Consider the following 23,303-nt stretch of genomic DNA (forward strand, 5'->3'; position numbering starts at 1 on the left):
ACTGCAGTCTGGAAGACGATGGCGGACCGGACGGGACTCGAACCCGCGACCTCCGGCGTGACAGGCCGGCATTCTAACCGACTGAACTACCGGTCCGCTGCGTGCTTCCGACGTGATCGGGCATTGCCGAGGCAATGGTGGGTGGTACAGGGTTCGAACCTGTGACCCCCAGCTTGTAAGGCTGGTGCTCTCCCAGCTGAGCTAACCACCCCCGGTCACGTGGCGCTGCATTCTACAGGGGCACCGTCCAATGTCAACGCTTTTTGCATCCCCACGGGGCCGCCCGGTCCGCCACATAACCGCCGCCCTTTCATCGACTTGCCCGCATCGTCCGTGGCATGGACTTCATGAGTGGTCGGCCATGAAGGCGGCGATCGTCCTGGCCGCCTCATCGATCAGCTGCCCCTGGTCACGCCCCGAGACGCGCCTGGGCTTCCAGTCATGATCGCCATCCTCGAGCCAGTGCACCCTGGCCACGCCGGGCAGCGCATAACCGGCCAGCTCCTCCCGGCTACCGAAGGGGTCGCGGCTGCCCTGCAGCACCAGGGTCGGACAGGCCAGCAACGGCCAGTGGGCCAGGCGCCGGTCCGCCGGCCGGGCGGGAGGGTGAAAGGGATAGCCGCAGAGCACCAGACCGGCCGCCTGGTCACGCGCGGCGAACAGGCTGGCGACGCGCCCGCCCATGGACTTGCCGCCGAGCCAGGGGGCAGCGAGCCGCGAATGCGACACGGTGTCGCACCAGCGAGCCAGCTCATCGACCAGATGGTCGATCCGCGGCGGGGGGCGGCGCCGCGCCTCACGGCGCATCTGCTGCATGTAACCGAACTCGATGGCCAGGGTCTGGACCCCCGCTCCGGCCAGCGCATTGCGCAGCCTCGCCATGAAGGCCGAGTCCTGCCCAGCCCCCGCCCCATGGGCGAACAGCAGGCGCCCAACCCGCGCCACCCCGCGCACCTCGAGGGGGCCGAGCCCCTCGACCAGCCAGCGCCCCTGCTCCTCCGACAACAGGTGGTGGCGAAGCCGGGCAGAAGGGATGCAGGTGTCGACTTGACAAAAAAAATTAGACACTCGGTGCCCTCTTCGAGTTCATGAATTCTCCCTTGGATGTGTTCAGGTTGTTGCTGCGCTGCGCTAGAATTCCCGCGGAATCTTGACCTGCATCATCCAGCGGGAGGCCGACTCGGGGCAGAATGCCGCGGGGCAACCCAATACCGCATTCGATGGGAACCTGACATGAGCACAGCACTGGAACACCCGACCTACAACTACAAAGTAGTTCGGCAGTTCGCGATCATGACGGTGGTGTGGGGCATCGTGGGCATGACCCTCGGTGTCATCCTCGCCGCACAGCTGGTATGGCCGCAACTCAACCTGGGGCTGCCATGGACGAGCTTCGGCCGCCTGCGCCCCCTCCACACCAACGCCGTGATCTTCGCCTTCGGCGGTTCGGCGCTGTTTGCCACCTCCTACTACGTGGTGCAACGCACCTGCCAGACGCGGCTGTTCTCGGACAAGCTCGCGGCCTTCACCTTCTGGGGCTGGCAGGCGGTGATCCTGTCGGCGGTGATCTCGCTGCCGCTCGGCTATACCACCACCAAGGAGTACGCTGAGCTGGAGTGGCCGATCAATATCCTGATCGCCGTGGTGTGGGTCAGTTATGCCATCGTCTTCCTGATGACGATCAAGCAGCGCAGGACCTCGCATATCTACGTGGCCAACTGGTTCTTCGCCGCCTTCATCCTGACCGTCGCGGTGCTGCACATCGTCAACAATGCCGCCATCCCGGTCACCGCCATGTACTCCACCTCCATCTACGCCGGCGCCATCGACGCCATGGTCCAGTGGTGGTACGGCCATAACGCGGTCGGCTTCTTCCTGACGGCCGGCTTCCTCGGCATGATGTACTACTTCGTGCCCAAGCAGGCCGAACGCCCCGTCTACTCCTACCGGCTCTCCATCGTCCACTTCTGGGCACTGATCATGATCTACATGTGGGCCGGGCCGCATCACCTCCACTATACCGCCCTGCCCAACTGGGCCCAGTCGCTGGGCATGATCATGTCGATCATCCTGCTCGCCCCCTCCTGGGGCGGCATGATCAACGGCATGATGACCCTCTCCGGGGCCTGGCACAAACTGCGCACCGACCCGACCCTGCGTTTCCTGGTGGTCGCCCTCTCCTTCTACGGCATGTCGACCTTCGAGGGGCCGATGATGGCGGTGAAGACCGTCAACGCGCTCTCCCACTACACCGACTGGACCATCGGCCATGTCCATGCCGGGGCGCTCGGCTGGGTGGCGATGATCACCATCGGCTCCATGTACCACCTGATCCCGCGCCTCTTCGGCCGTACCGAGATGTACTCGGTCGGCATGATCGCCGTGCATTTCTGGCTGGCGACCATCGGCACCGTGCTCTATATCGCCTCGATGTGGGTCAACGGCATCCTGCAGGGTCTGATGTGGCGTGCCATCAATCCCGACGGCACCCTGATGTACACCTTCATCGAGTCCGTCGAGGCCAGCGGCCCCGGCTACATCGTGCGCCTGGTCGGCGGCCTGTGCTGGGTGCTCGGCATGCTGATCATGGCCTACAACGTCACCATGACCGTCAAGCGCAGCGACACCGCTCGCCAGCCGATTCCGCAGACTGCCTGAGCCAACCGGGGAAACCGACACCAATGAGACACGAGATCGTCGAAAAGAATGTCGGCCTGCTCGCCGTGCTGATCCTGGTGGTGATCAGTTTCGGCGGCCTGGCCGAGGTCGTGCCGCTGTTCTTCCAGAAGCAGACGACCGAACCCGTCGAGGGATTGCGCCCGCTCTCCGCACTGGAGCTGGAGGGGCGTGACATCTATCGCCGCGAGGGCTGCGTCGGCTGTCACTCGCAGATGATTCGCCCCTTCCGCGCCGAGACCGAGCGTTACGGCCACTACAGCGTGGCCGGCGAGTCGGTCTACGACCACAACTTCCTGTGGGGCTCCAAGCGTACCGGCCCGGACCTGGCCCGCGTCGGCGGGCGCTACAGCGACGACTGGCACCGCGCCCACATGTACAACCCGCGTGACGTGGTCCCGGAGTCGATCATGCCGGCCTACCCCTGGCTGTTCGAGAACACCCTCGACGGGCGGGCCACGCCGAAGAAGATGGAGACCCTGCGCCGCCTGGGCGTCCCCTACACCGACGAGCAGATCGAGAACGCCACCCGCGAGGTACGCGGCCAGCAGGAGATCACCGCCCTGGTCGCCTACCTGCAACAGCTGGGTACCGTCCTCGAGGGCACGCGCTGACATGGATACCGGGACCTTTCGCGGCATCATCACCGGGCTGCTGATCCTGGCCTTCCTCGGCATCACCTGGTGGGCCTACTCCAAGCGGCGCAAGCCGGACTTCGACGAAGCGGCCAACCTGCCCTTCGCCGACGATGACGAGCAACCGAACCGTGACGAGCGCCTCTCGCCGGAAGAGCGAACGCACGAGGCCGATTCCCGAGACGACAAGGGAGACAGGAACACATGAACAATCTTTGGGATGACTCCCTTTCGGGTTTCTGGAGCGCCTGGATCATCGTCATCACGCTGGGCTCCATCGGGCTGGCCTTCTGGCTGCTCTACGCCAACCGCCGGACCGACAAGATCCCCGACTCCGAGGGCAACGTCGAAACCACCGGCCACGCCGCCGACGGCATCGAGGAGTACGACAACCCGCTGCCGCGCTGGTGGTTCCAGCTCTATGTCGGCACCGTGGTGTTCTCGCTGGGCTACCTGCTGCTCTACCCGGGACTGGGCAACTTTGCCGGCCTGCTGGGCTGGACCCAGGAGGGACAATGGGAGGAGGAGGTGGCCCGCGCCGAGGAGCGCTTCACGCCGATCTTCGCCCAGTACCAGGAAGTGCCGATTCCCGAGCTGGCCCGCGACGACGACGCCATGCAGGTGGCCGAGCGCATCTATCTCAACAACTGTGCGGTCTGTCACGGCTCCAATGCCCGGGGCGGCTACGGTTTCCCCAACCTGACCAACGACGACTGGCTCTACGGCGGCGAACCGGAGAACATCGTCACCACCCTGACCCGTGGTCGCAACGGCCTGATGCCCTCCTGGCAGCAATTGGGCGAGAACAACATCGAGAACCTCACCCAGCACGTGCTGGCGATCTCCGGCAACGAGCATGACCCCGAGCGCGCCGAACCGGGTGCCGCGGTCTATGCCTCGGTGTGTGCCGCCTGCCACATGCCCGACGGCAGCGGCAACCAGGCCCTGGGGGCACCCAATCTGACCAACGACATCTGGCTCTATCAGGCCCCGGGGCAGAGCGTGGCCGACTCGGTACGTCAGACCCTGCGCAACGGCCGCAACGGCCACATGCCGGCCCAGGCGGCCTATATCGGCGAGGAGCGTGTCCACCTGGTTGCCGCCTATATCTATAGCCTGCGCTTCAGGGACTGAGGCGGCCCGTACTGCGCGAGCGGGGTGCGGCCTCGGGTCGCACCCTGTCTCGTTGGGCGACGGGGTCGATACAATGGATCGCGACTCCCCCGCCCCTTCCGCCGAGTCCTCCGCGAGCCTGCCATGAGCGACAAGATACCCACGCAAGACGTCACCCCGAGTCCGGTCGGGCACCATGCGCCCGGGGACACGGTCCGGCAGGAGATGTACGCCAGCCGACGCCACATCTACGTGCGCGAGATCAAGGGGGTCTTCCAGCGCCTGCGCCGCAGCACCAACTGGGGGCTGATGCTGCTCTTCTTCGGCCTCCCCTGGCTGCAGCTGGAGGGGCGCCCGGCGATCTGGTTCGACCTGCCGGGGCGCGAATTCCATATCTTTGCCGCCACCTTCTACCCCCAGGAGTTCATGCTGCTCTCCTGGCTGCTGATCATCTGCGCCTTCGGCCTGTTCTTCGTCACGGTGTTCGCCGGTCGCGTCTGGTGCGGCTACACCTGCCCCCAGAGCGTCTGGACCTTCCTGTTCATCTGGTTCGAGCATCGCCTCGAGGGACCGCGCAACCGGCGCATCAAGCTCGACAAGGCGCCGATGACGCTCGACAAGGCCTGGCGCAAGGGGGTCAAGCACGCCATCTGGCTGGCCATCGCGCTCGCGACCGGCGTCACCTTCGTCGGCTACTTCACCCCGATCCGCCAACTGGTGGTCGACTTGCCGACGCTGCAGGCCCATGGCTGGTCCTACTTCTGGGTCGGCTTCTTCCTGGTCTTCACCTACCTCAACGCCGGCTGGCTGCGCGAGCAGGTGTGCATCTACATGTGCCCCTACGCCCGCTTCCAGTCGGTGATGTTCGACGCCGACACCCTGATCGTCTCCTACGACGAGGCTCGCGGCGAGCCTCGCGGCTCGCGCAAGAAGAGCCTCAGCCACCAGCAGGCACGCGAGGCGGGGTATGGCGACTGCATCGACTGCGATCTCTGCGTGCAGGTCTGCCCTACCGGCATCGACATCCGTGACGGCCTGCAGGTCGAATGCATCACCTGTGCGGCCTGCATCGATGCCTGTGACAGCGTGATGGACAGGATGGGCTACCCCCGGGGGCTGATCCGCTATACCACCGAGCACGCCCTGGAGGGCCGCCCGAGTCGTATCCTGCGCCCGCGCCTGCTCGGCTACCTGGCCGCGCTGCTGGTGATGGTCGGCGCCTTCGCCTGGGCCCTGTCCGAGCGCATGCCGCTCGGCTTCGAGGTCGAGCGCGAGCGCAACCAGCTGTTCCAGATGACCCGTGAAGGCCTGATCAGCAATGTCTACACGCTGACCATCCGCAATCTCGACCACGAGGATCACGTCTATCGTCTCCGAGCCAGCGGCTTGCCCGGCCTCGAGCTGGATACCGGCAGCATCAGCGTGCCCGCCGGCGAATTTCGCCGGACCGTGGTGAGCATCACCGCCGACCCGGACGTGGTCGAGCTACCGAGCCACACCATCCACCTGCACCTCGCCGCCGAGGGTAACGAACGCATCGCCCTGGAGCGCGAAGCGCGCTTCATCGGACAGATCCGGAGATAACCGTGCAAACCCACCCCGTGACCCCCTGGTACAAGCAGTTCTGGCCCTGGTTCCTGATTGGCCTGCTGATGTTGTCGATCGGCGTCAGCTCGACCTTCGCCTTCCTCGCGGTGCGCAGCGCCGATGGCATGGTCCAGGAGGACTACTACGAGCACGGCCGCGCCATCAACATGGTGCTGGCCAAGCAGAAGCGTGCCGCCGCACTCGGCCTGTCGGGCGCGCTGCGCATCGACCCCGTCACCAGCGACGTGGTGCTGGACCTGGAGGGCGATTCGCGCCCCGACCGGCTCGACTTCGAGCTGATCTTCCCCACCCAGGACGACCGCGACATCGAGCTTACCCTGGAGCACGTGCGCGATGGCCGCTATGTGGGCCAGGCACCGGACAATCTGCGCTACCGCTGGTACCTGCAGCTGCAACCCGCCCAGGAGACGCCGGAGTGGCGCCTGGTCGGCGAGGCACGCTTCCCCGACGAGAACGTCATCACCTTGACACCGGGCCGCCCGGCGGCCGAATGACCGCCATCCGGCCCGGTGTCGCCACCCCGACCACCCCATGACCGCAGAAGCCGCCGCCGCGTCCGAACTCGACTGCTACCACTGCGGTAGCCAGGTCCCCGCCGGGGCGCCCTGGTCGATCACCCTCGACGACCGGGCGCACCCGCTCTGCTGCCCCGGCTGCGAGGCGGTGGCCCACGCCATCGTCGACGGCGGACTCGCGAGCTACTACCGCTTCCGCACCGAGCTGCCGGAGCGCCCGGATGACCGCCAGGCGGCCAGGGCCGAGACCTGGGCGGTGTTCGACGATCCCGGCCTGCAGCGGCAGTTCGTGCACCCCGAGGCCGGCAGCGAGCACGTCCACGCCACCCTGGCGGTGGACGGCATCACCTGCGCCGCCTGCGCCTGGCTGATCGAGCACCGCCTCAACGCCCTGGAGGGCATCGACTCCAGCGCCGTCAACCTCACCCATCACCGGGTGCGGGTGAGCTGGGACCCACGGAGAGCCAAGTTGTCGCGCATCCTCGCCGAGATGGCGACGATCGGCTACCAGGCCCAGCCCTACGAGCCCGACGCGGCCCAGGCGCGTCTGCACCACGAGGAGCGCATGAACGTGCGGCGACTGATCGTCGCCGCCGTGGGCATGATGCAGGTGATGATGTTCTCCATCCCCATCTACGTGGCCGGCCCCGGTGAGATCAGTGACGACTTCCACGCCCTCTTCCACTGGCTCTCCTTCGCCCTGGCCACGCCGGTGGTGTTCTTCTCCGCCCTGCCCTTCTTCCGCAATGCCCTGCGCGACCTGCGCACCCGGGTGCTGGGCATGGACGTGCCGGTGTCGCTCGCCATCGGCGGCGCCTATCTCGCCAGCGGCTATGCGGTGCTCTCGGGCACCGGCGAGGTCTACTTCGACTCGGTGGCCATGTTCACCTTCTTCCTGCTCTTCGGCCGCTACGTGGAGGCCCGCGCCCGGCGCCGCAGCGGTCACAGCGGCAATGCCATGTCCGGCGCCCTGCCGCTCTCGGCGATCCGCCTGACCGACGAGGGCGAGGAGCGCATCCTGCCGGCCAGCGAACTCGCCGCCGGCGACCGGGTGCTGGTCAAGGCCGGCCACGGGGTGCCCGCCGACGGGGTGATCGAGGATGGCGAGTCGAGCCTCGACGAATCGATGCTCACCGGCGAGTACCTGCCGGTGATGCGCCGGGTCGGCGAGACCGTCACCGGTGGCAGCCAGAACATCGAGAGCCCGCTGGTGGTGCGCGTGACCCACGCCGGCCCCGAGGCCCGGGTGGCCGGCATCGTCGACCTCACCGATCGTGCTTTCGCCAGTCGCCCGCGGCTGGCCCGGATGGCCGCCCGCATGTCGCACCTCTTCGTGCTGCGACTGCTGTTCGTCACCCTCGGGGTGGCCACCGTCTGGTGGTTCATCGATCCCCCCCGGGTGCTCTGGGTCACTCTCTCGGTGCTGGTGGTGACCTGCCCCTGTGCCCTGGCACTTGCCACTCCCACGGCGTTGACCGCCGGCCACGGCCAGCTGCGGCGGCGTGGTGTGCTGGTGACCCGGGCCGACGCCATCGAGGCGCTCTCCCAGCTCGACCGGGTGATCCTCGACAAGACCGGCACCCTGACCACCGGCCGGATGGCGCTGGTGGAGACCCGACCGCTCGGCGATCTCGACGGTGAACGCGCTCGGGCACTCGCCGCGGCCCTGGAAGCGAGCTCCGAACATCCCATCGCTCGGGCCTTCCGTCCTCACCGCGACGCCACCATGCGCGCGCAGCACCTGGTCAGCCGCACCGGCCAGGGCCTGGAGGGCGAGATCGGGGGCCGCCGTTGGCGCCTGGGCAAACCCGATTTCGCCGCACCCGGACTCTCGCTCACGCCGCCGGGCGAGGACCAGTGGCTGCTGCTCGCCGAAGCGGGCGAGCCTCGCGCCTGGTTCGCCCTGCACGACCATGTGCGTGAGGACGCAGCCGACACCATCGCCGCCCTGCAGGCGCAGGGGCTCGAGGTGGAGCTGCTCTCCGGCGACACCCCGGCGGCCGTGAGCCGGCTGGCCGAGCGCCTCGGCATCACGACCTGGCACGCCTCGGCCAGCCCCGAGGACAAGCTCGCGCGCATCCGCACCCTGCAGGCCGAGGGCGAGAAGGTGGCGATGATCGGCGACGGCATCAACGACGTGCCGGTGCTCGCCGGTGCCGACGTGGCCATCGCCATGAACGGCGCCACCGACCTCGCCCGTACCAGTGCCGACGCCGTCTTGCTCAGCCCGCGGCTGATGCGTATCGTCGAGGCCATCGAGATCAGTCGTGCCACCCGCCGGACCATGCGCCAGAACATGATCTGGTCGGTGTGCTACAACGCCTCGGCCCTGCCCCTGGCGGCCATCGGCATCGTGCCGCCCTGGGTGGCCGCGCTGGGCATGTCGGCCAGTTCCCTGGTGGTGGTGGGCAATGCCCTGCGCCTCAACCGCTTCCGCTCGGCCGCCGCGCCCATCGTCCCGACTCCACGGCTGGTGAACGCATGAGCATTCTCTATCTGCTGATTCCGCTGTCGCTGATCCTGCTCGGCCTGGCCGTCTGGGCCTTCTTCTGGGCGGTGAAGAACGACCAGTTCGAGGACCTGGAAGGCCCCGCCCACCGCATCCTCTTCGACGAGGACGAGAACGACCTCCCCGCCGAGGAGCGTGAGCGTCGGCGGCAACAGACCCGGCGCGACGACGCCGGCGACGACGGGGCCTGATGGATCCCACCGGCCTCGGCCTGCCGCCGCTGATGGCGGCCTTCGTCTTCGGCCTGCTGGGAGGTGCCCACTGTATCGGCATGTGCGGCGGCATCATGAGTGTGCTGACCTTCGCCGTGCCCCCCAGCATGCGTTCAGCGACCCGGCTCACCGGCCTGTTGCTGGGCTACAACCTGGGGCGCATCGCCAGCTACATGGTCGCCGGGGCCCTGGTCGCCGGGCTCGGCACCCTGATCGGGGTGGCCCCCGGCGCCCGACTGGCGCTGCAGGGGCTGGCCGCGGTGATGCTGATCCTGATGGCGCTCTATATCGCCGACTGGTGGAAGGGGCTGCTCAGGGTGGAGGCCGTCGGCAAGCGGCTGTGGTGCCATCTGGAGCCGGTGGGCCGGCGGCTGATGCCGGTGGTGAAGGTTCCCCAGGCCGTGGCGCTGGGGGCGGTCTGGGGCTGGCTGCCCTGTGGCCTGGTCTACTCCATGCTCGCCTGGAGCCTGGCCAGTGCCGCCCCGCACCATGGTGCGGCGCTGATGGGCGCCTTCGGCCTGGGCACCCTGCCGGCCCTGCTGGTCACCGGCCTGGCGGCACGCCAGCTCGGCGCCCTGATCCGCCACCGAGCCACCCGCATGCTGGCCGCGACGTCGATCATCGCCTTCGCCCTGTGGCAGCTCTGGGTGCTGCTGCCCGGTGTCGGCCACGCCTGATCCAGCGGCGATCACGCCCCGGCTTGACCCAGCTCAACACGGCCAAGGGCCGCTCTCGCTACCATCAGGACATGCCCATCATCCGGAGTGCCGTCATGTCCGCTCACGCGAATCGCCAAGGCCCAGGGGGTTCCGCCCGGTTCGTCTGGGACGCGGCTCTGCTGCGCCGCTATGACACCCCCGGGAGACGTTACACTACCTACCCCACGGCGCACTGCTTCGGGGACGACTTCGGGGCCGAGGCGTTCATCGCGGCACTCGAGCGCAGCAACGACGATGGTCGCCCGCTGTCGCTCTACGTGCATGTACCCTTCTGCCGCCTGGCCTGCTTCCACTGTGCCCGCCACAAGATCGCCACCGGTGACACGCGGCTGGCCGAAGCGTACCTTTCGCGGCTCGACCGGGAGATGGTACTCACCTCTCGCCATCTCGACGCGTCGCGGGAAGTCCAGCAGTTGCACTGGGGTGGCGGCACCCCGACCTTTCTTTCGCTCGCCCAGATGAGCGACCTGATCGATCGTCTCGATGCCCGCTTCGGTCTCTCGGGCTCGAGGGAGCGCGACTACGCCATCGACATCGACCCGCGGGAGGCCAGTGTCTTCACCCTGCGCCACCTGCAGGCGCTGGGCTTCAATCGCCTGAGCCTCGGCGTCCTGGACCTGGACCTCAGGGTCCAGCGGGCGATCAACCGGCTCCAGCCCCGAGTGCTCACCGAGTCGTTGATCGACGAGGCCGACCGCCTCGGCTTCCGCTCGCTCAACCTCGACCTGATCGCCGGACTGCCACTGCAGACTCGCGACAGCTTCGCCGAGACCCTGGAGCAGGTGATCGCCATGGCCCCGGCTCGACTGTCGGTCTTCAACTACGTCCACCGGCCCGAGCGCTTCACGTCCCAGCGGCACATCCGCGCCGAGGATCTTCCCGGCCCCGAGGAGACGCTGGCGATGCAGCATACCACCCTCGACATGCTGACCTCGGCCGGCTATGTGCATCTCGGCATGGAGCACTTCGCTCGCCCCGACGACAGCCTGGCCGTTGCCCAGCGTCAGGGCACCCTCGCGCGGGACATCCAGGGCTACTCCAGGCACACGAGATGCGACCTGGTGGGGCTCGGTGTCTCGGCGATCAGTCGTGTCGATGACGTCTACGCCCGGAATCCCGCAGACCTCGTCGCCTACGAGGCGGCGCTGGATGCCGGTCAGCTGGCCACCGCCCGCGGGCTGCGCCTCACCCTCGACGACCGGCTGCGGCGGCACGCCATCGAGCGCCTGATGTGCGACATGGCCCTCGACCTCGAAGCACTGGGCCAGGCCTTCGGGGTCGACGCCGAGGCCTGCCTGGCCGACGCCCTGGCCCGGCTGGAAGCCGCCGAACGCGACGGCCTGGTGAAGCGCCGCGGCCATCGGCTCGTCGTCACGCCGAGCGGCCGGCTGCTGATCCAGCACCTCGCCATGGCCTTCGACGCCTACCTGCCACTACGGCCGGTGTCGAACGACTCCCGCAGCGCGTGAGCGACTACCTCCAATGGCGGGAGGCTACCTCCAAAGGGATGCTTTGCCGGCCTGGGGTAATCCTCCATAATGGTGACTGAGTCATCATCATGGAGGCGAGCATGCCCGATACCGCGATCGGCAGGCGGCATTCCCTGCTGCACGAGACCCGCTGCCAGACCTGCAGCCTCAGCTCGCTCTGCCTGCCGCTGGCGCTCGAGCTCCAGGACATGGACCAGTTCGATGCCATCATCCGCCGCCGCGCGCCCCTGAAGAAGGGCGAGGCACTGTTCCGCCAGGACAGTGCCTTCACCAGCGTCTACGCCGTGCGCTCGGGCAGCCTCAAGCAGGTCACCACCGAGGGCAGCGGCGAGGACCAGCTGACCAACTTCTACCTGCCCAGCGAACTGGTGGGCCTCGATGGCATCGACGAGGAACGCTATCCCGGCACGGTGGTCGCGCTCGAGACCACCACCGTGTGCGAGATTCCCTTCGATCGTCTCGATGCCCTCTCCGAGGAGCTGCCGGAGCTGCGCACCCAGCTCTACCGCAGCATGAGCAAGGAGATGCGCGACGATCGCCGCATGATGCGGCTGTTGTCGCGCAAGACCGCCGACCAACGCCTGGCGACCTTCTTCGCCAGCCTCTCGGATCGTTTCCGCCGCCGCGGCTACTCGCCCTACAGCTTCCGCCTCTCCATGTCCCGGGCCGACATCGGCAACTATCTGGGCCTGGCGGTGGAGACGGTGAGCCGCATCCTCGGTCGCTTCCAGTCCCAGGGGCTGGTGGCCGTCTCCGGCCGCGAGGTCAATATCCTCGACCTGGCGGCGCTGGCCCGGGTCGCCGAAGAGGATGGCGCCCGCTAGCGCCATACCATAAGCAGAAACCCCCGCTGGAATACCACACCCAACGGGGGTTTCTGTTGAACAGCAGGGGCAGGGAGTCGCGGCTTACCCGGCGACAGGCCTGCGCGGAGGCGCTGTGAACCCCTCCCTGGGCGCTACATTTGCCATCCTTGGCAAATGACCTCCGCTTCGGCCTGTCCCCGGCGCCGCTCGCGTGGTTGGAACTGGTCCACCATCTCACACCTACAACTCGTTGAGGATATCGATGCGCTCGGCCTGCCACCGGGCCTGCTTCTCCTCCAGGCCGGCAAAGTCGAACAGCTCCCGATCGGCCAGCTGCGAGGGCGCCACGTTGGTCACCGCCTTGAACATGCTCTCGAGTCGACCGGGATGCTTGGCCTCCCACTCGGCGAGCATCTCCTTGACCACCTGACGCTGCAGGTTGGGCTGGGAGCCGCAGAGGTTGCAGGGAATGATCGGGAAGGCCATCAACCGCGCGAATTCGGCGATATCCGCCTCGCGGCAGTAGGCCAGCGGGCGGATGACGATGTTCCGGCCATCATCGGAGAGCAGCTTGGGCGGCATCGCCTTGAGGCTGCCGCCGAAGAACAGGTTGAGGAACAGCGTCTCGAGGATATCCTCGCGGTGGTGACCCAAGGCGATCTTGGTGGCGCCGATCTCTTCGGCGAAGCCGTAGAGCGAGCCGCGCCGCAGCCGCGAGCAGAGCGCACAGGTGGTCTTGCCCTCGGGGGTCTTCTCCTTGACCACCGAATAGGTGTCGCGCTCGAGGACGTGATACTCGACGCCGGTGCCGTCCAGGTACTCGGGCAGCACATGCTCGGGAAAACCGGGCTGCTTCTGGTCGAGGTTGACCGCCACCAGCGAGAAATTCACCGGGGCGTTGCGCTGCAGGTTACGCAGGATCTCGAGCAGAGTGTAGCTGTCCTTGCCGCCGGACAGGCAGACCATCACCCGGTCGCCCTCGCGGATCATCTCGTAGTCGATGATGGCGTTGCCCACCTGGCGTCGCAGCCGCTTCTGCAGCTTGTTGAACTCGCGCCGGCCCTTCGCGTCGAGGGCGTCGAGAGGCGTGGCATCGCCATCCGTGACGGAGGCGTCAGCGGGGCTGGGATCGAAGTTCACGGCATCTTGCATGGTCGGGGCACTGCCAGAGCGGCTGGAAAATGACGGGTGCCTATCCTACCACTGCCGCCGCCAGCTGGCGACGGAATGCCCCGGATTCCGCAGGCCTCAGGAGGATCGCTTCGCCAGCATGGCGCCTCTCTCCAGGCGCAGGTACATCAGCGCCGTGGTCACCGCATCGCCCAGGGCGGTGTGACGCCCCATCACCGGCACCCCCAGGGCGCCGGCCACCTGCTCGAAGCGCAGGCCGGGCTCGATCTCGGGATGGCTACGCCGTAACTGACGGACATAGGTCTGGGCCACGTCGATGCCGGCATTGGGCAGGTCGAAGCCGAAGCGCGGTCGCAGTTCCCGGTTGAGGATCGCCAGGTCGAAATTCAGGCACCAGCCCACCAGCGGCCGATTGCCGATGAAGTCCAGGAAGCGGCGCAAGGCCGTCTCGATGCTTTCCCCTTCCTCCAGATCGACGCCACGCAGGCCATGGATGCGTATCGAATCGCCGCTCAACGAGGCAGGCCGTTGCAGACGCAGGTCCAGCGATTCGCTGGCCAGCACTCGATCGCCGCGAATCTTCACCGCGGCCAGGGATACCAGCTCGGCACTGCGGGTATCGAGTCCGGTGGTCTCGCTGTCGATGGCGACCAGCTCGTCACCGGTGTAGGGCTGGAACAGCCAGGCGTAGTAGCCGTCGGCCTGGCGACGCCGGTCGGCGACCCGGCGCAGTACCTTGAGCATGGAGTGACCTCCCGTGGTTGTCGTCGATCCCGGAGCACCTGCCGCAGGTCACGAATACTCCAGATGAAAGCGGTGCGACAGCCGCTGCTTGAAGTCCTTGACGATGTGCAGCGCCTCGCGCAACAGGTCTCGCTCCAGCGACGAGAGCTCCTGGACCACCACCCGATCGGGCTTGTCGTCCTTGCCGCCATCGTCGCCCAGCCGCGCCAGTTGCTGCTCGAGGCGCAACTGGGTGAACAACGACAGCGCCTCGCCCAGGTCCTCGGCGAAACGCGCCTCCAGGCGGCCGTCCTCGGCCAGCGCATCCAGGCGCTCCAGGGTCGAAGTGACGCGGATGCCGCGCTCCAGGGCCATGGCGCGTACGCCGTGAACGATGGGAAAGATGCCTCCCTTCTTGATATCGATGCCGTGCTGAGGCTTCTTCAGCGAACCGAACAGGGTCAGCGGCGTGGAGAAGCGCAGCGCCGGACGAGCGAAGTAGGAGAGCAGGATCTCGTCCCGGGAGCAGCGCTCGAACAGCTCCTCACGGACCTGCTCGAGCAGCCCCGGGTTGCCCGCCACCGCGTGGGAGTCGAGCATGATGGCGAGTTTCATCAGGCTGTCGCCGTCGCGGCTCGCCGCCCAGTGGGCGATGCGGCCGCGCCACTCGCTGACGGTGCCCACCCACTCGGGATTGGAGACCATGATGTTACCCGGACAGGGCGGATAACCGAGCTCGATCAGGGTCCCGGTGAGCCGCTGCATCTGCTCGGCGCAGTCGGGCCAGTCGACGTCGTCGGCCAGGATCAGGCCATTGTCCTGGTCGGTCTTGAGAATCTGCTCCCCACGCCCTTCGCTGCCCATCACCATCAGGCAGCTGTCACCGTGATGGCGCTCGTCGATCAGAAAGCCCCAGGCCTTGTTGATGATGCGACCATTCAGCGCCGCCAGCAGCCCCATGGCGAAGCGCAGCTTGACGCCCTGGGCCATCAGGGCCCGCACCAACTCCGGCGTCCGCCGGCTGGCGGCGGCCAACGCCTCGAGGCTGTCCGCCTGCTCCACCTGCAGGCTGACCACGTAGCTGCGGCTGGAAAAGTAACTGAGCACGTCGGTCAGCTCCACCACACCACAGGGGCTTCCCTGTTCCATGACCACCACGCGCTCTACCTTGTGGCGGGTCATCACCACCAGCACCTCGAACAGGTACTGTTCCGGGGTCACCGTCACCAGCTCGTAGTGGGCGACCGCCTGCACTGGGCTGTCCTGCTTCCGCCCCTCCAGCACCAGGGCGTTGAGCAGGTCGGTCTTAGTGACCATGCCCGCCCCCTGCTCGCCATCGACCAGCAGGCTATCGGCATGACTGTCGTGCAGGGTGGTCACCGCCTCGCCGATGGTCGACTCCGGCCCCACGCAGAGTGGCTCGCGCATGCACTCGCTGACCCTGGCCAGCATGAATCCGGCCATGGTCACGCCGCCTTCGGCACGCTGCTCGGTCAGCAGGCGCGCCTTGTGGGCCAGGGTCTGGCGAAAGAACTCGGCGAACGGCGGATAGTCTTCGCACAGCTGCAGGAACAGCGCCTTGGGAAGTAGATAGCAGAGGCTCTCCTGCTCGGCACGGAAGCGGTAGCGGCTCTTGCCGTTGAGGATGCTGATGGCCCCGAAAAGGTCGCCGTGGGTGTAGTGGCCGATGCGCTCGCGTGCACCAGGGAGGGTCGTATCCAGTTCCGCGACTTCCCCCTTGTGGATGATGAAGACGAACTCACCGGGCTGGCCGGTCTCGAGAATGATCTCGTCACGGTCGAAATAGGCGAGGTCGATGCCACCACGAACGCGCTCCCGCCCTTCCTCATCGAGGAAGGTGAAGGGTGGTTGAGAGAGATCGACATCGACCATGGGGCTGTCCTCGTTGGGCGGCTGTCTCACCCCGCAGGTTCATACGCACATCATCGCCACTGTGAATTCAAGATAGCAAAGTGGCGATTCAGGAAAGAACCTAGACAATCGTCCTATCCTTTTAGCGTTAGACTAACGTCATAGCGACTGCAAGATTAGACCATCGTCCCACGACCGAGCGGCTAGACCATCGTCCTATACGCCTCTCGCCGATGTCGTAACGATGCGAATCGCCAATCATAAGATAATGAATTAAAAGGAAAAATAAACAATCACTTCCATCGGCATTCTTTCATGATACCAAAGTCTGGGATTTATTTTTTCCATTCATTGCCCAGTATCAATCCTGAGTCATGCAGGGCAATCGCACGTCGACAATCCATGTCGCCAACAGGCATGCCACATGTCTCGTACAGGATGAACGTTCGAGAGATCGTCGTTGTACACGTGCGATTGCCCTGATGGGCCTTGGGATCTATCAGTGCAACTACTCATCCCCCAATAACAAGTGGAGAGCAACACCATGGCAGATGAGAAATCCAATGCCGCTGCGTACTGGAAGGCGAATGTCCGTCTGATTACCGGCTGTTTGATCGTGTGGGCGCTGGTGTCCTACGGGTTCGCTATCCTGCTGCGCCCCCTGCTGTCAGGGATCCCCATCGGTGGTACCGACCTCGGGTTCTGGTTCGCCCAGCAGGGCTCCATCCTGACCTTCATCGGCCTCATTTTCTTCTACGCCTGGAAAATGAACAGGCTGGACAAACAGTTTGGCCTCGGGGAGTAAGCCAGCATGAGTCAGTTTGCCATCAACCTGCTATTCGTGGGCGCCTCCTTTGCCCTCTACATCGGCATTGCGATCTGGGCACGCGCCGGCTCGACGAAGGACTTCTATGTCGCCGGTGGCGGCGTGCACCCGATCACCAACGGTATGGCCACCGCCGCCGACTGGATGTCGGCCGCCTCCTTCATCTCCATGGCGGGCCTGTTGGCATCCGGTGGTTATGCCAACTCCTCCTTCCTGATGGGCTGGACGGGCGGCTACGTCATCCTGGCGATGCTGCTCGCGCCTTACCTGCGCAAGTTCGGCAAGTTCACCGTGCCCGACTTCATCGGTGACCGTTTCTACAGCAATACCGCACGCCTGGTCGCGGTGATCTGCCTGGTAGTGGCCTCCGTCACCTACGTCATCGGCCAGATGACCGGTGCCGGCGTGGCCTTCTCGCGCTTCCTCGAGGTGAGCAACACCTGGGGCATCTGGATCGCCGCCTTCATCGTCTTCCTCTACGCGGTATTCGGCGGCATGAAGGGCATCACCTACACCCAGGTGGCTCAGTACGTGGTACTGATCATCGCCTACACCATTCCCGCCGTCTTCATCGCCCTGCAGCTGACCGGCAACCCCATTCCGATGTTCGGCATGTTCAGCGTGCACAACGAGTCCGGCATGCCGCTGCTGGCCAAGCTGAGCGAAGTCCTCGTCGAGCTCGGCTTCCGGGACTACGCCGCCGACGTGGACAACAAGCTCAACATGGTGCTGTTCACCCTGTCGCTGATGGTGGGTACCGCGGGCCTGCCCCACGTCATCATCCGCTTCTTCACCGTCCCCCGGGTGGCCGACGCGCGCTGGTCCGCCGGTTGGGCCCTGGTGTTCATCGCCCTGCTCTACCTGACCGCACCGGCGGTGGCCTCCATGGCACGCCTCAACCTGCTGACCACCGTCTATCCGGAAACCGCCGGCCAGGTAGAGAACTACGAAGAGGCGATGGACGGTGCCCTGCTCTACGAAGAGCGTCCCGACTGGTTCAGGACCTGGGAGGAGACCGGCCTGATCACCTTCAATGACCTGAACGACGACGGCCGCATCCAGTTCTACAACGAGGGGAACGAGGCCTTCGCTGCCACTGCTGCCGAGCGTGGCTGGGAAGGCAACGAGCTGGTGGTCAACAACGACATCCTGGTACTGGCCAACCCGGAGATCGCCAACCTGCCCGGATGGGTCATCGGCCTGATCGCCGCGGGCGGTATCGCCGCGGCACTCTCCACCGCCGCAGGCCTGCTGCTGGCCATCTCCTCGGCCATCAGTCATGACCTGATCAAGACCACCATCAACCCCAACATCACCGAGAAGGGCGAGATGCTGGCGGCGCGAATCTCCATGGCCGGTGCCATCCTGCTGGCCACCTACCTGGGCCTGAACCCACCCGGATTCGCGGCGCAGACAGTGGCGTTGGCCTTCGGTATCGCGGGTGCCTCGCTCTTCCCGGCACTGATGATGGGCATCTTCTCCAAGCGGGTGAACAACAAGGGCGCGGTTGCCGGCATGCTGGCCGGTCTGATCGCGACCCTGCTCTACATCTTCACCTACCTCGGCTGGCTGTTCATTCCGGGCACCAACATGCTGCCCAACACGCCGGACAACTGGATCCTGGGCATCTCGCCGCTCTCCTTCGGTGCGATCGGCGCAATGATCAACTTCGCCGTGGCCTTCGCCGTCTCCAGCGCGACCGAGGAACCGCCGCAGGAGATCCAGGACCTGGTCGAGAGCGTTCGCTTCCCGAAAGGCGCTGGCGCCGCGGTCGACCACTAAGCCATAATGGCTCCCTGACGCAACACGTCCGCGTCGTGGACCCAAACCAGATCGGGCTTCCAGCAGGAAGCCCGATTTCTTTGAGGAAGGTCGATTTATGTTATGGCATTTGATTGGCGCCATCTTTGCCGGTCTGGGCGCCGCGGGGATCGGCCTGATGCTGCGCTTTGTCAGCGGCAAGCGGCTGCCGCGCTGGATCATTCCCGTCTGTGGCGGCCTCGGCATGCTGGGCTACCAGATCCACTACGAGTACTCCTGGTTCCACCAGAAACAGTTTCAGCTGCCCGAATCGGCCCGGGTCGTCTCCGTCGAGCGGGGCGGCGCCTTCTGGCGCCCCTGGACCTACGTCTTCCCCATGACCACGGCGTTCAGTGTCGTGGACGGGGACAACCTGGTACGACGGCAGGTGGAGGACCACCGTCTGGTCGAGTTCATCCTCTATCGCTTCGAAAGACAGTACGTGGACCAGGTGACGCACCAGGCCTGGCTGATGAACTGCACCACGCGGTCCAAGCTGCCCCTCGTCGGCGAGCAGCGCCGGCCACGCTTCGACGACCTGAGCAGTGTCGATGCCGACGCTCCGCTGTTCCGGGCGCTGTGCACCGACGAGAAAGCCCCCCAGGGTACCTGACGGCCACCGGTCGGCGGACGACCACGCGGCTCCCGGCTGCCCTCGCGGGCGGCATTGCCCTAGAATGGGCGCACACAGGGGGGAGTGCGCATGTTCGCAGGCTGGCTGTTGATAGCCGTTTCGTTGACCTACATCGCCGTGCTGTTCGCCATCGCCTGGCGGGGAGACCGGCATGCCCGGCAGCACGGCGCCAGCCGTCGCCGCCCGGTGATCTACAGCCTGGCGCTGGCGATCTACTGCACCTCGTGGACCTTCTATGGCGCCGTGGGCCAGGCGGCGACCGCCGGCTGGTCCTTCGCCAGCATCTACGTGGGGCCGATCCTGACGTTCCTGCTGTTCTGGCCGGTGCTGGCCAAGATGATCCGAGTGGCCAAGCATCAGAACGTCACCTCCATCGCCGACTTCATTGCTTCCCGCTACGGCAAGACCCAGTCGCTGGCGGCCTTCGCCAGCCTGGTCGCGCTGATCGGCACCCTGCCCTACATCGCGCTGCAGCTGAAGGCGGTATCGACCTCCTTCGGCGTGCTCACCGATGCCGGCGACATCACCCGCACCCCGCTGTTCGGCGACACCGCCTTCTACGTGGCGCTGGTGATGGCGGCCTTCGCCATCCTCTTCGGCACCCGCCACACCGACGCCACCGAGCACCACGAGGGGCTGATCCATGCCGTGGCCTTCGAGTCGCTGGTCAAGCTGCTCGCCTTCCTGCTGCTCGGTGCCTACGTCACCTGGGGCATGTTCGACGGGCTCGGCGATCTGCTGGGGCGGGCCGAAACCCAACTGGAACTGCAGCGTCAGCTCGCCCAGCAGGACTTCGGCCAGAGCTTCTGGGCCCAGACCCTGCTCGCCATGCTGGCCATCCTCTGCCTGCCCCGCCAGTTCCACGTGGCGGTGGTGGAGAACACCCACCGCGACGACGCCACCATGGCCCGCTGGCTCTTTCCGCTCTACCTGGTGGCCTTCGCCTTCTTCGTGCTGCCGCTGGCCGCCGCCGGCCTGACGCTGTTCGCCGACAGCGGCATCGAGCCGGACACCTATGTGCTGGCGCTGCCCATGGCGGCAAACAACGAATGGTTGACCCTGCTGACCTTCATCGGTGGCTTCTCGGCGGCCACCGGCATGGTGATCGTCGCCGCCGTGGCGGTGTCGATCATGATCTCCAACGAGATCGTGATTCCGGCCCTGTTCCGCCTGCGCTGGTTCGACACCAAGGCGCGCGACTATGGCCGCCTGGTGCTGCGCGCGCGGCGCATCACCATCGCCGTGATCCTGGCCATGGCCTACGGCTTCTACCAGCTGATCGGCGAGTTCACCTCGCTGGCCTCCATCGGCATGCTCTCCTTCGCCGCCGCCGCCCAGTTCGCCCCGGCGCTGATCGGCGGCCTCTACTGGAAGCGCGGCAACCGCCTCGGGGTCATCGTCGGCATGAACGCCGGCTTCGCCATCTGGGCCTACAGCCTGCTGATGCCGGCGATGATCTCCGCCGGGGTGCTGCCGGGACACTGGCTCGACGGCGGACCGCTCGGCATCGCCTGGCTCACGCCCACCTCGCTGTTCGGCCTCAACGTCGGCGACAGCTTCACCCACGGCGTGATGCTGTCACTGGGGGTCAACCTGTTCTGCTACATCTTCGTCTCGCAGATGACCCCCCAGCGGGTGGTGGAACGCATCCAGGCCTCGCTGTTCGTCGACAGCGTCGAGACCCGCCAGACTTCGGTGAACCGCCCCTGGACCGGCGCCACCACCGTCGGTGACCTCAAGGTACTGTGCGAGCGCTTTCTCGGCGCCGGCCAGGTGAGCCGCGCCTTCGACGACTATGCCCGGCGCACCGGCAAGTCGCTGGAGGACGGCACCCGCGCCTCGATCGATGTGATCCAGTTCACCGAACGCTTCCTCGCCTCGGTGCTCGGTGCCTCCTCGGCTCGCATCGTGGTCAACTCGGCGCTGCAGGGGCGCGGGATCGGCATCTCGGACGTGATCTCCATCGTCGATGAAGCCTCCCAGGTCCTGGAATTCAACCGCGCCTTGCTGCAGGCCACCATCGAGAACATCAACCAGGGCATCAGCGTGGTCGACCAGAACCTGCGCCTGGTGGTGTGGAACCAGCGCTACCTGGAGCTGTTCCGCTTCCCCGATCACCTGATCCGGGTCGGTGCCCCCATCGACCGCATCTTCCGCTACAACGCCCACAACGGTGAGTACGGTCCCGGCGACCCGGAGGAGCACGTCCAGCTGTTGCTCGACAACATCCGCGAGGGCCAGCCCCATCGTTACGTGCGTTATCGCCAGGACGGCAGCGTCCTCGAGGTCCAGGGCAACCCCATGCCGGGTGGCGGCTTCGTCTATACCTACCAGGACATCACCCAGCAGAAGCGCATCGAGGAGGCGCTGATCCGCTCGGAGAACAACATCCGCATCTACACCGACAATGTGCCGGCGCTGATCGCCTACTTCGACAAGGAGTGTCGCTACCTCTTCACCAACCGCGCCTACGAGCAGGCCTTCGGCATCGACCGCAACGCGGTGATCGGCAAGCACATCGAGCAGGTGCTTCCCCCCCAGATGGCCCGTGATCGCGCCCCCTGGATCGAACGCGCCCTGGCCGGCGAGCGGGTCAGTTTCGAGGTGTCGCTGGCCCTGCCCGAGGGAAACCGCCACATGCTGGTCACCTACACGCCTCACTTCGGCGACAGCGGCGCCATCCTCGGCTTCTTCTCCCTCTATCAGGACATCACCGAGCGTCGCCTGGCGGAGATTGCCCTCAAGGAGACCAACGAGACCCTCGAGGAGCGGGTACGCGAACGGACCCAGGCCCTCTCCGAGGCCAACGCCGCCCTGCGCCAGGAGAACCGGGTACGCGCCGAAGCGGAGCTCGCCCTGCGCCAGGCCAAGCAGGTGGCCGAGGACGCCAACGCCTCCAAGACCCGCTTCCTGGCCGCGGCCAGCCACGACCTGTTGCAGCCGCTCAATGCCGCGCGGCTGTTCACCTCGGCGCTTTCCCAGGAGATGGATGCCGTGGACATGAGGCGCACCATCGGGCATATCGACAACTCGCTGCAGGCCGCCGAGGAACTGCTCGGCACCCTGCTCGACATCTCCAAGCTCGATGCCGGCGCCCTGACCCCGCGGCGCAGCCACTTCGCCCTGGCCGACGTCTTCCATCCGCTGCGCGCCGAGTTCGAGGTGATGGCCGAGGACCGCGGCCTCGACCTGGTGGTGGTGCCGACCCGCGCCTGGGTCGACAGCGATCCCCAGATGCTGCGTCGGATCGTGCAGAACTTCCTGTCGAATGCCCTTCGCTACACCCAGGAGGGGCGCGTGCTGCTGGGCTGTCGTCGCCACGGCCCTCGACTCTCCATCGAGGTGTGGGACTCGGGCCCGGGGATCCCCGCCTCAAAGCAGGCCGAGATCTTCCAGGAATTCCGCCGCCTCGACCAGGCCTCGCGGCACAAGGAGAGCGAGAAGGGGCTGGGCCTGGGCCTCTCGATCGCCGACCGCATGAGTCGGGTGCTGGACCACCCCATCAAGGTGCACTCCCGGGAAGGGGTCGGCACGATGTTCTCGGTCAGCGTGCCGGTCGTGGCGCCGCGCACCGAGGCACAGCAGGCCGAGGAGGCCCCCCCCCGGCGCGCCGGCAACAAGTTGGCCGGCACCCGGGTGCTGTGCATCGACAACGAGTCGCTGATCCTCGAGGGCATGAAGGCGATGCTCTCGGGCTGGGGCTGCGAGGTGTTCACCGCCACCACCATCGGTGGCGCCAAGTCGGTACTGCGTCACCTGGACGGCGACCCCGACGCCATCCTCGCCGACTACCACCTGGACAACGAGGTCACCGGCCTGATGGCGCTGGAGGCCCTGAGCGAGCGCCTGGAGGGTGCCGTGCCGGGCATCGTGATCACCGCCGACCGCACCGAGGAGGTCGCCGAGGAGATCAAGCGCAGTGGCTACCAGTTGCTGCTCAAGCCGGTACGCCCCGCCGCCCTGCGCGCCCTGCTCACCCGCACCCTGCAGGCGAGCCGGGCGGCCAGGCAGGAGGGGTAGCGCGCTGCGCACGA

19 protein-coding genes and 2 tRNA genes are annotated in these 23,303 nt (G+C 66.4%); 15 read left to right on the forward strand and 6 right to left on the reverse strand.

Translation table 11 applies throughout. The features are described from left to right. Positions 1-19 precede the first annotated feature (19 nt). The 3 genes from AC5W54_RS05780 to AC5W54_RS05790 form a co-directional block, all read right to left on the reverse strand. A tRNA-Asp gene (locus AC5W54_RS05780) sits at positions 20-96 on the reverse strand. A 39-nt stretch (positions 97-135) separates the two neighbouring features. Beyond that, positions 136-211 (reverse strand) — tRNA-Val (locus AC5W54_RS05785). A gap of 134 nt (positions 212-345) precedes the next feature. Further along, entirely contained in the window at positions 346-1,068 is a 723-nt protein-coding gene (locus AC5W54_RS05790) for an alpha/beta family hydrolase (RefSeq protein ID WP_495961117.1), read from the reverse strand. Between the two features lie 165 nt (positions 1,069-1,233). Between AC5W54_RS05790 and ccoN the strand changes: the two genes are divergently transcribed. From ccoN to fnr, 11 genes are all read left to right on the forward strand, one after another. Then, a complete protein-coding gene (gene ccoN / locus AC5W54_RS05795; RefSeq protein ID WP_495961118.1) occupies positions 1,234-2,658 on the forward strand; it encodes a cytochrome-c oxidase, cbb3-type subunit I in 1,425 nt (474 codons plus the stop codon). Positions 2,659-2,681: 23 nt separating this feature from the next. After that, positions 2,682-3,290 (forward strand): cytochrome-c oxidase, cbb3-type subunit II, encoded by a 609-nt coding sequence (gene ccoO, locus AC5W54_RS05800; RefSeq protein ID WP_495961119.1) that lies wholly within the window; start codon positions 2,682-2,684, stop codon positions 3,288-3,290. A gap of 1 nt (position 3,291) precedes the next feature. Next, the gene (locus tag AC5W54_RS05805) at positions 3,292-3,519 is read left to right on the forward strand and encodes a cbb3-type cytochrome oxidase subunit 3 (protein WP_495961120.1); all 228 of its coding nucleotides are present in this window, start codon (positions 3,292-3,294) and stop codon (positions 3,517-3,519) included. Continuing rightward, positions 3,516-4,445 carry a cytochrome-c oxidase, cbb3-type subunit III gene (gene ccoP / locus AC5W54_RS05810; protein WP_495961121.1) on the forward strand — a complete coding sequence of 310 codons (930 nt, stop codon included), beginning with the start codon at positions 3,516-3,518 and terminating at the stop codon, positions 4,443-4,445. Before AC5W54_RS05805 ends, ccoP begins: the two co-directional genes overlap by 4 nt. A gap of 123 nt (positions 4,446-4,568) precedes the next feature. After that, positions 4,569-6,008, forward strand: a complete 1,440-nt coding sequence (gene ccoG, locus AC5W54_RS05815; RefSeq protein WP_495961122.1) for a cytochrome c oxidase accessory protein CcoG — start codon at positions 4,569-4,571, stop codon at positions 6,006-6,008. Between the two features lie 2 nt (positions 6,009-6,010). Further along, positions 6,011-6,526 carry a FixH family protein gene (locus AC5W54_RS05820; protein WP_495961123.1) on the forward strand — a complete coding sequence of 172 codons (516 nt, stop codon included), beginning with the start codon at positions 6,011-6,013 and terminating at the stop codon, positions 6,524-6,526. A gap of 37 nt (positions 6,527-6,563) precedes the next feature. After that, positions 6,564-9,032 carry a heavy metal translocating P-type ATPase gene (locus AC5W54_RS05825; RefSeq protein ID WP_495961124.1) on the forward strand — a complete coding sequence of 823 codons (2,469 nt, stop codon included), beginning with the start codon at positions 6,564-6,566 and terminating at the stop codon, positions 9,030-9,032. Beyond that, entirely contained in the window at positions 9,029-9,247 is a 219-nt protein-coding gene (ccoS, locus tag AC5W54_RS05830) for a cbb3-type cytochrome oxidase assembly protein CcoS (protein WP_495961125.1), read from the forward strand. Before AC5W54_RS05825 ends, ccoS begins: the two co-directional genes overlap by 4 nt. After that, positions 9,247-9,945 (forward strand): sulfite exporter TauE/SafE family protein, encoded by a 699-nt coding sequence (locus tag AC5W54_RS05835; protein ID WP_495961126.1) that lies wholly within the window; start codon positions 9,247-9,249, stop codon positions 9,943-9,945. Before ccoS ends, AC5W54_RS05835 begins: the two co-directional genes overlap by 1 nt. A gap of 95 nt (positions 9,946-10,040) precedes the next feature. Beyond that, positions 10,041-11,456 (forward strand): oxygen-independent coproporphyrinogen III oxidase, encoded by a 1,416-nt coding sequence (gene hemN / locus AC5W54_RS05840; protein ID WP_495961127.1) that lies wholly within the window; start codon positions 10,041-10,043, stop codon positions 11,454-11,456. 101 nt (positions 11,457-11,557) lie between these two features. Next, complete coding sequence (gene fnr / locus AC5W54_RS05845; RefSeq protein WP_495961128.1) at positions 11,558-12,301, forward strand: fumarate/nitrate reduction transcriptional regulator Fnr; 744 nt, start codon at positions 11,558-11,560, stop codon at positions 12,299-12,301. Between the two features lie 222 nt (positions 12,302-12,523). Here fnr and ttcA read toward each other — a convergent pair whose 3' ends face one another. The 3 genes from ttcA to AC5W54_RS05860 form a co-directional block, all read right to left on the reverse strand. After that, positions 12,524-13,435, reverse strand: a complete 912-nt coding sequence (gene ttcA / locus AC5W54_RS05850; protein WP_495961129.1) for a tRNA 2-thiocytidine(32) synthetase TtcA — start codon at positions 13,433-13,435, stop codon at positions 12,524-12,526. Between the two features lie 96 nt (positions 13,436-13,531). Continuing rightward, entirely contained in the window at positions 13,532-14,158 is a 627-nt protein-coding gene (locus AC5W54_RS05855; protein ID WP_495961130.1) for a 3'-5' exonuclease, read from the reverse strand. 48 nt (positions 14,159-14,206) lie between these two features. Next, on the reverse strand, positions 14,207-16,030 hold the full coding sequence (locus tag AC5W54_RS05860; RefSeq protein ID WP_495961131.1) for a putative nucleotidyltransferase substrate binding domain-containing protein: 1,824 nt from the start codon (positions 16,028-16,030) through the stop codon (positions 14,207-14,209). A 523-nt stretch (positions 16,031-16,553) separates the two neighbouring features. Between AC5W54_RS05860 and AC5W54_RS05865 the strand changes: the two genes are divergently transcribed. From AC5W54_RS05865 to AC5W54_RS05880, 4 genes are all read left to right on the forward strand, one after another. After that, positions 16,554-16,814 (forward strand): DUF4212 domain-containing protein, encoded by a 261-nt coding sequence (locus AC5W54_RS05865; protein WP_495961132.1) that lies wholly within the window; start codon positions 16,554-16,556, stop codon positions 16,812-16,814. 6 nt (positions 16,815-16,820) lie between these two features. Then, complete coding sequence (locus tag AC5W54_RS05870) at positions 16,821-18,617, forward strand: sodium:solute symporter family protein (protein WP_495961133.1); 1,797 nt, start codon at positions 16,821-16,823, stop codon at positions 18,615-18,617. 97 nt (positions 18,618-18,714) lie between these two features. Further along, positions 18,715-19,248, forward strand: a complete 534-nt coding sequence (locus tag AC5W54_RS05875; protein WP_495961134.1) for a hypothetical protein — start codon at positions 18,715-18,717, stop codon at positions 19,246-19,248. Positions 19,249-19,338: 90 nt separating this feature from the next. After that, positions 19,339-23,289 carry a hybrid sensor histidine kinase/response regulator gene (locus AC5W54_RS05880; protein WP_495961135.1) on the forward strand — a complete coding sequence of 1,317 codons (3,951 nt, stop codon included), beginning with the start codon at positions 19,339-19,341 and terminating at the stop codon, positions 23,287-23,289. Positions 23,290-23,303: the final 14 nt, after the last annotated feature.

Source organism: Halomonas sp. LMYGS-3, from assembly GCF_059509875.1.

What these genes read in the sequence shown, in the direction of transcription:
- ccoN (WP_495961118.1), top strand. Translation starts at nt 1,234, where the DNA reads ATGAGCACAGCACTGGAACACCCGACCTACAACTACAAAGTAGTTCGG.
- ccoO (WP_495961119.1), top strand. Translation starts at nt 2,682, where the DNA reads ATGAGACACGAGATCGTCGAAAAGAATGTCGGCCTGCTCGCCGTGCTG.
- AC5W54_RS05805 (WP_495961120.1), top strand. Translation starts at nt 3,292, where the DNA reads ATGGATACCGGGACCTTTCGCGGCATCATCACCGGGCTGCTGATCCTG.
- ccoP (WP_495961121.1), top strand. Translation starts at nt 3,516, where the DNA reads ATGAACAATCTTTGGGATGACTCCCTTTCGGGTTTCTGGAGCGCCTGG.
- ccoG (WP_495961122.1), top strand. Translation starts at nt 4,569, where the DNA reads ATGAGCGACAAGATACCCACGCAAGACGTCACCCCGAGTCCGGTCGGG.
- AC5W54_RS05825 (WP_495961124.1), top strand. Translation starts at nt 6,564, where the DNA reads ATGACCGCAGAAGCCGCCGCCGCGTCCGAACTCGACTGCTACCACTGC.
- ccoS (WP_495961125.1), top strand. Translation starts at nt 9,029, where the DNA reads ATGAGCATTCTCTATCTGCTGATTCCGCTGTCGCTGATCCTGCTCGGC.
- AC5W54_RS05835 (WP_495961126.1), top strand. Translation starts at nt 9,247, where the DNA reads ATGGATCCCACCGGCCTCGGCCTGCCGCCGCTGATGGCGGCCTTCGTC.
- hemN (WP_495961127.1), top strand. Translation starts at nt 10,041, where the DNA reads ATGTCCGCTCACGCGAATCGCCAAGGCCCAGGGGGTTCCGCCCGGTTC.
- fnr (WP_495961128.1), top strand. Translation starts at nt 11,558, where the DNA reads ATGCCCGATACCGCGATCGGCAGGCGGCATTCCCTGCTGCACGAGACC.
- ttcA (WP_495961129.1), bottom strand. Translation starts at nt 13,435, where the DNA reads ATGCAAGATGCCGTGAACTTCGATCCCAGCCCCGCTGACGCCTCCGTC.
- AC5W54_RS05855 (WP_495961130.1), bottom strand. Translation starts at nt 14,158, where the DNA reads ATGCTCAAGGTACTGCGCCGGGTCGCCGACCGGCGTCGCCAGGCCGAC.
- AC5W54_RS05860 (WP_495961131.1), bottom strand. Translation starts at nt 16,030, where the DNA reads ATGGTCGATGTCGATCTCTCTCAACCACCCTTCACCTTCCTCGATGAG.
- AC5W54_RS05865 (WP_495961132.1), top strand. Translation starts at nt 16,554, where the DNA reads ATGGCAGATGAGAAATCCAATGCCGCTGCGTACTGGAAGGCGAATGTC.
- AC5W54_RS05870 (WP_495961133.1), top strand. Translation starts at nt 16,821, where the DNA reads ATGAGTCAGTTTGCCATCAACCTGCTATTCGTGGGCGCCTCCTTTGCC.
- AC5W54_RS05875 (WP_495961134.1), top strand. Translation starts at nt 18,715, where the DNA reads ATGTTATGGCATTTGATTGGCGCCATCTTTGCCGGTCTGGGCGCCGCG.
- AC5W54_RS05880 (WP_495961135.1), top strand. Translation starts at nt 19,339, where the DNA reads ATGTTCGCAGGCTGGCTGTTGATAGCCGTTTCGTTGACCTACATCGCC.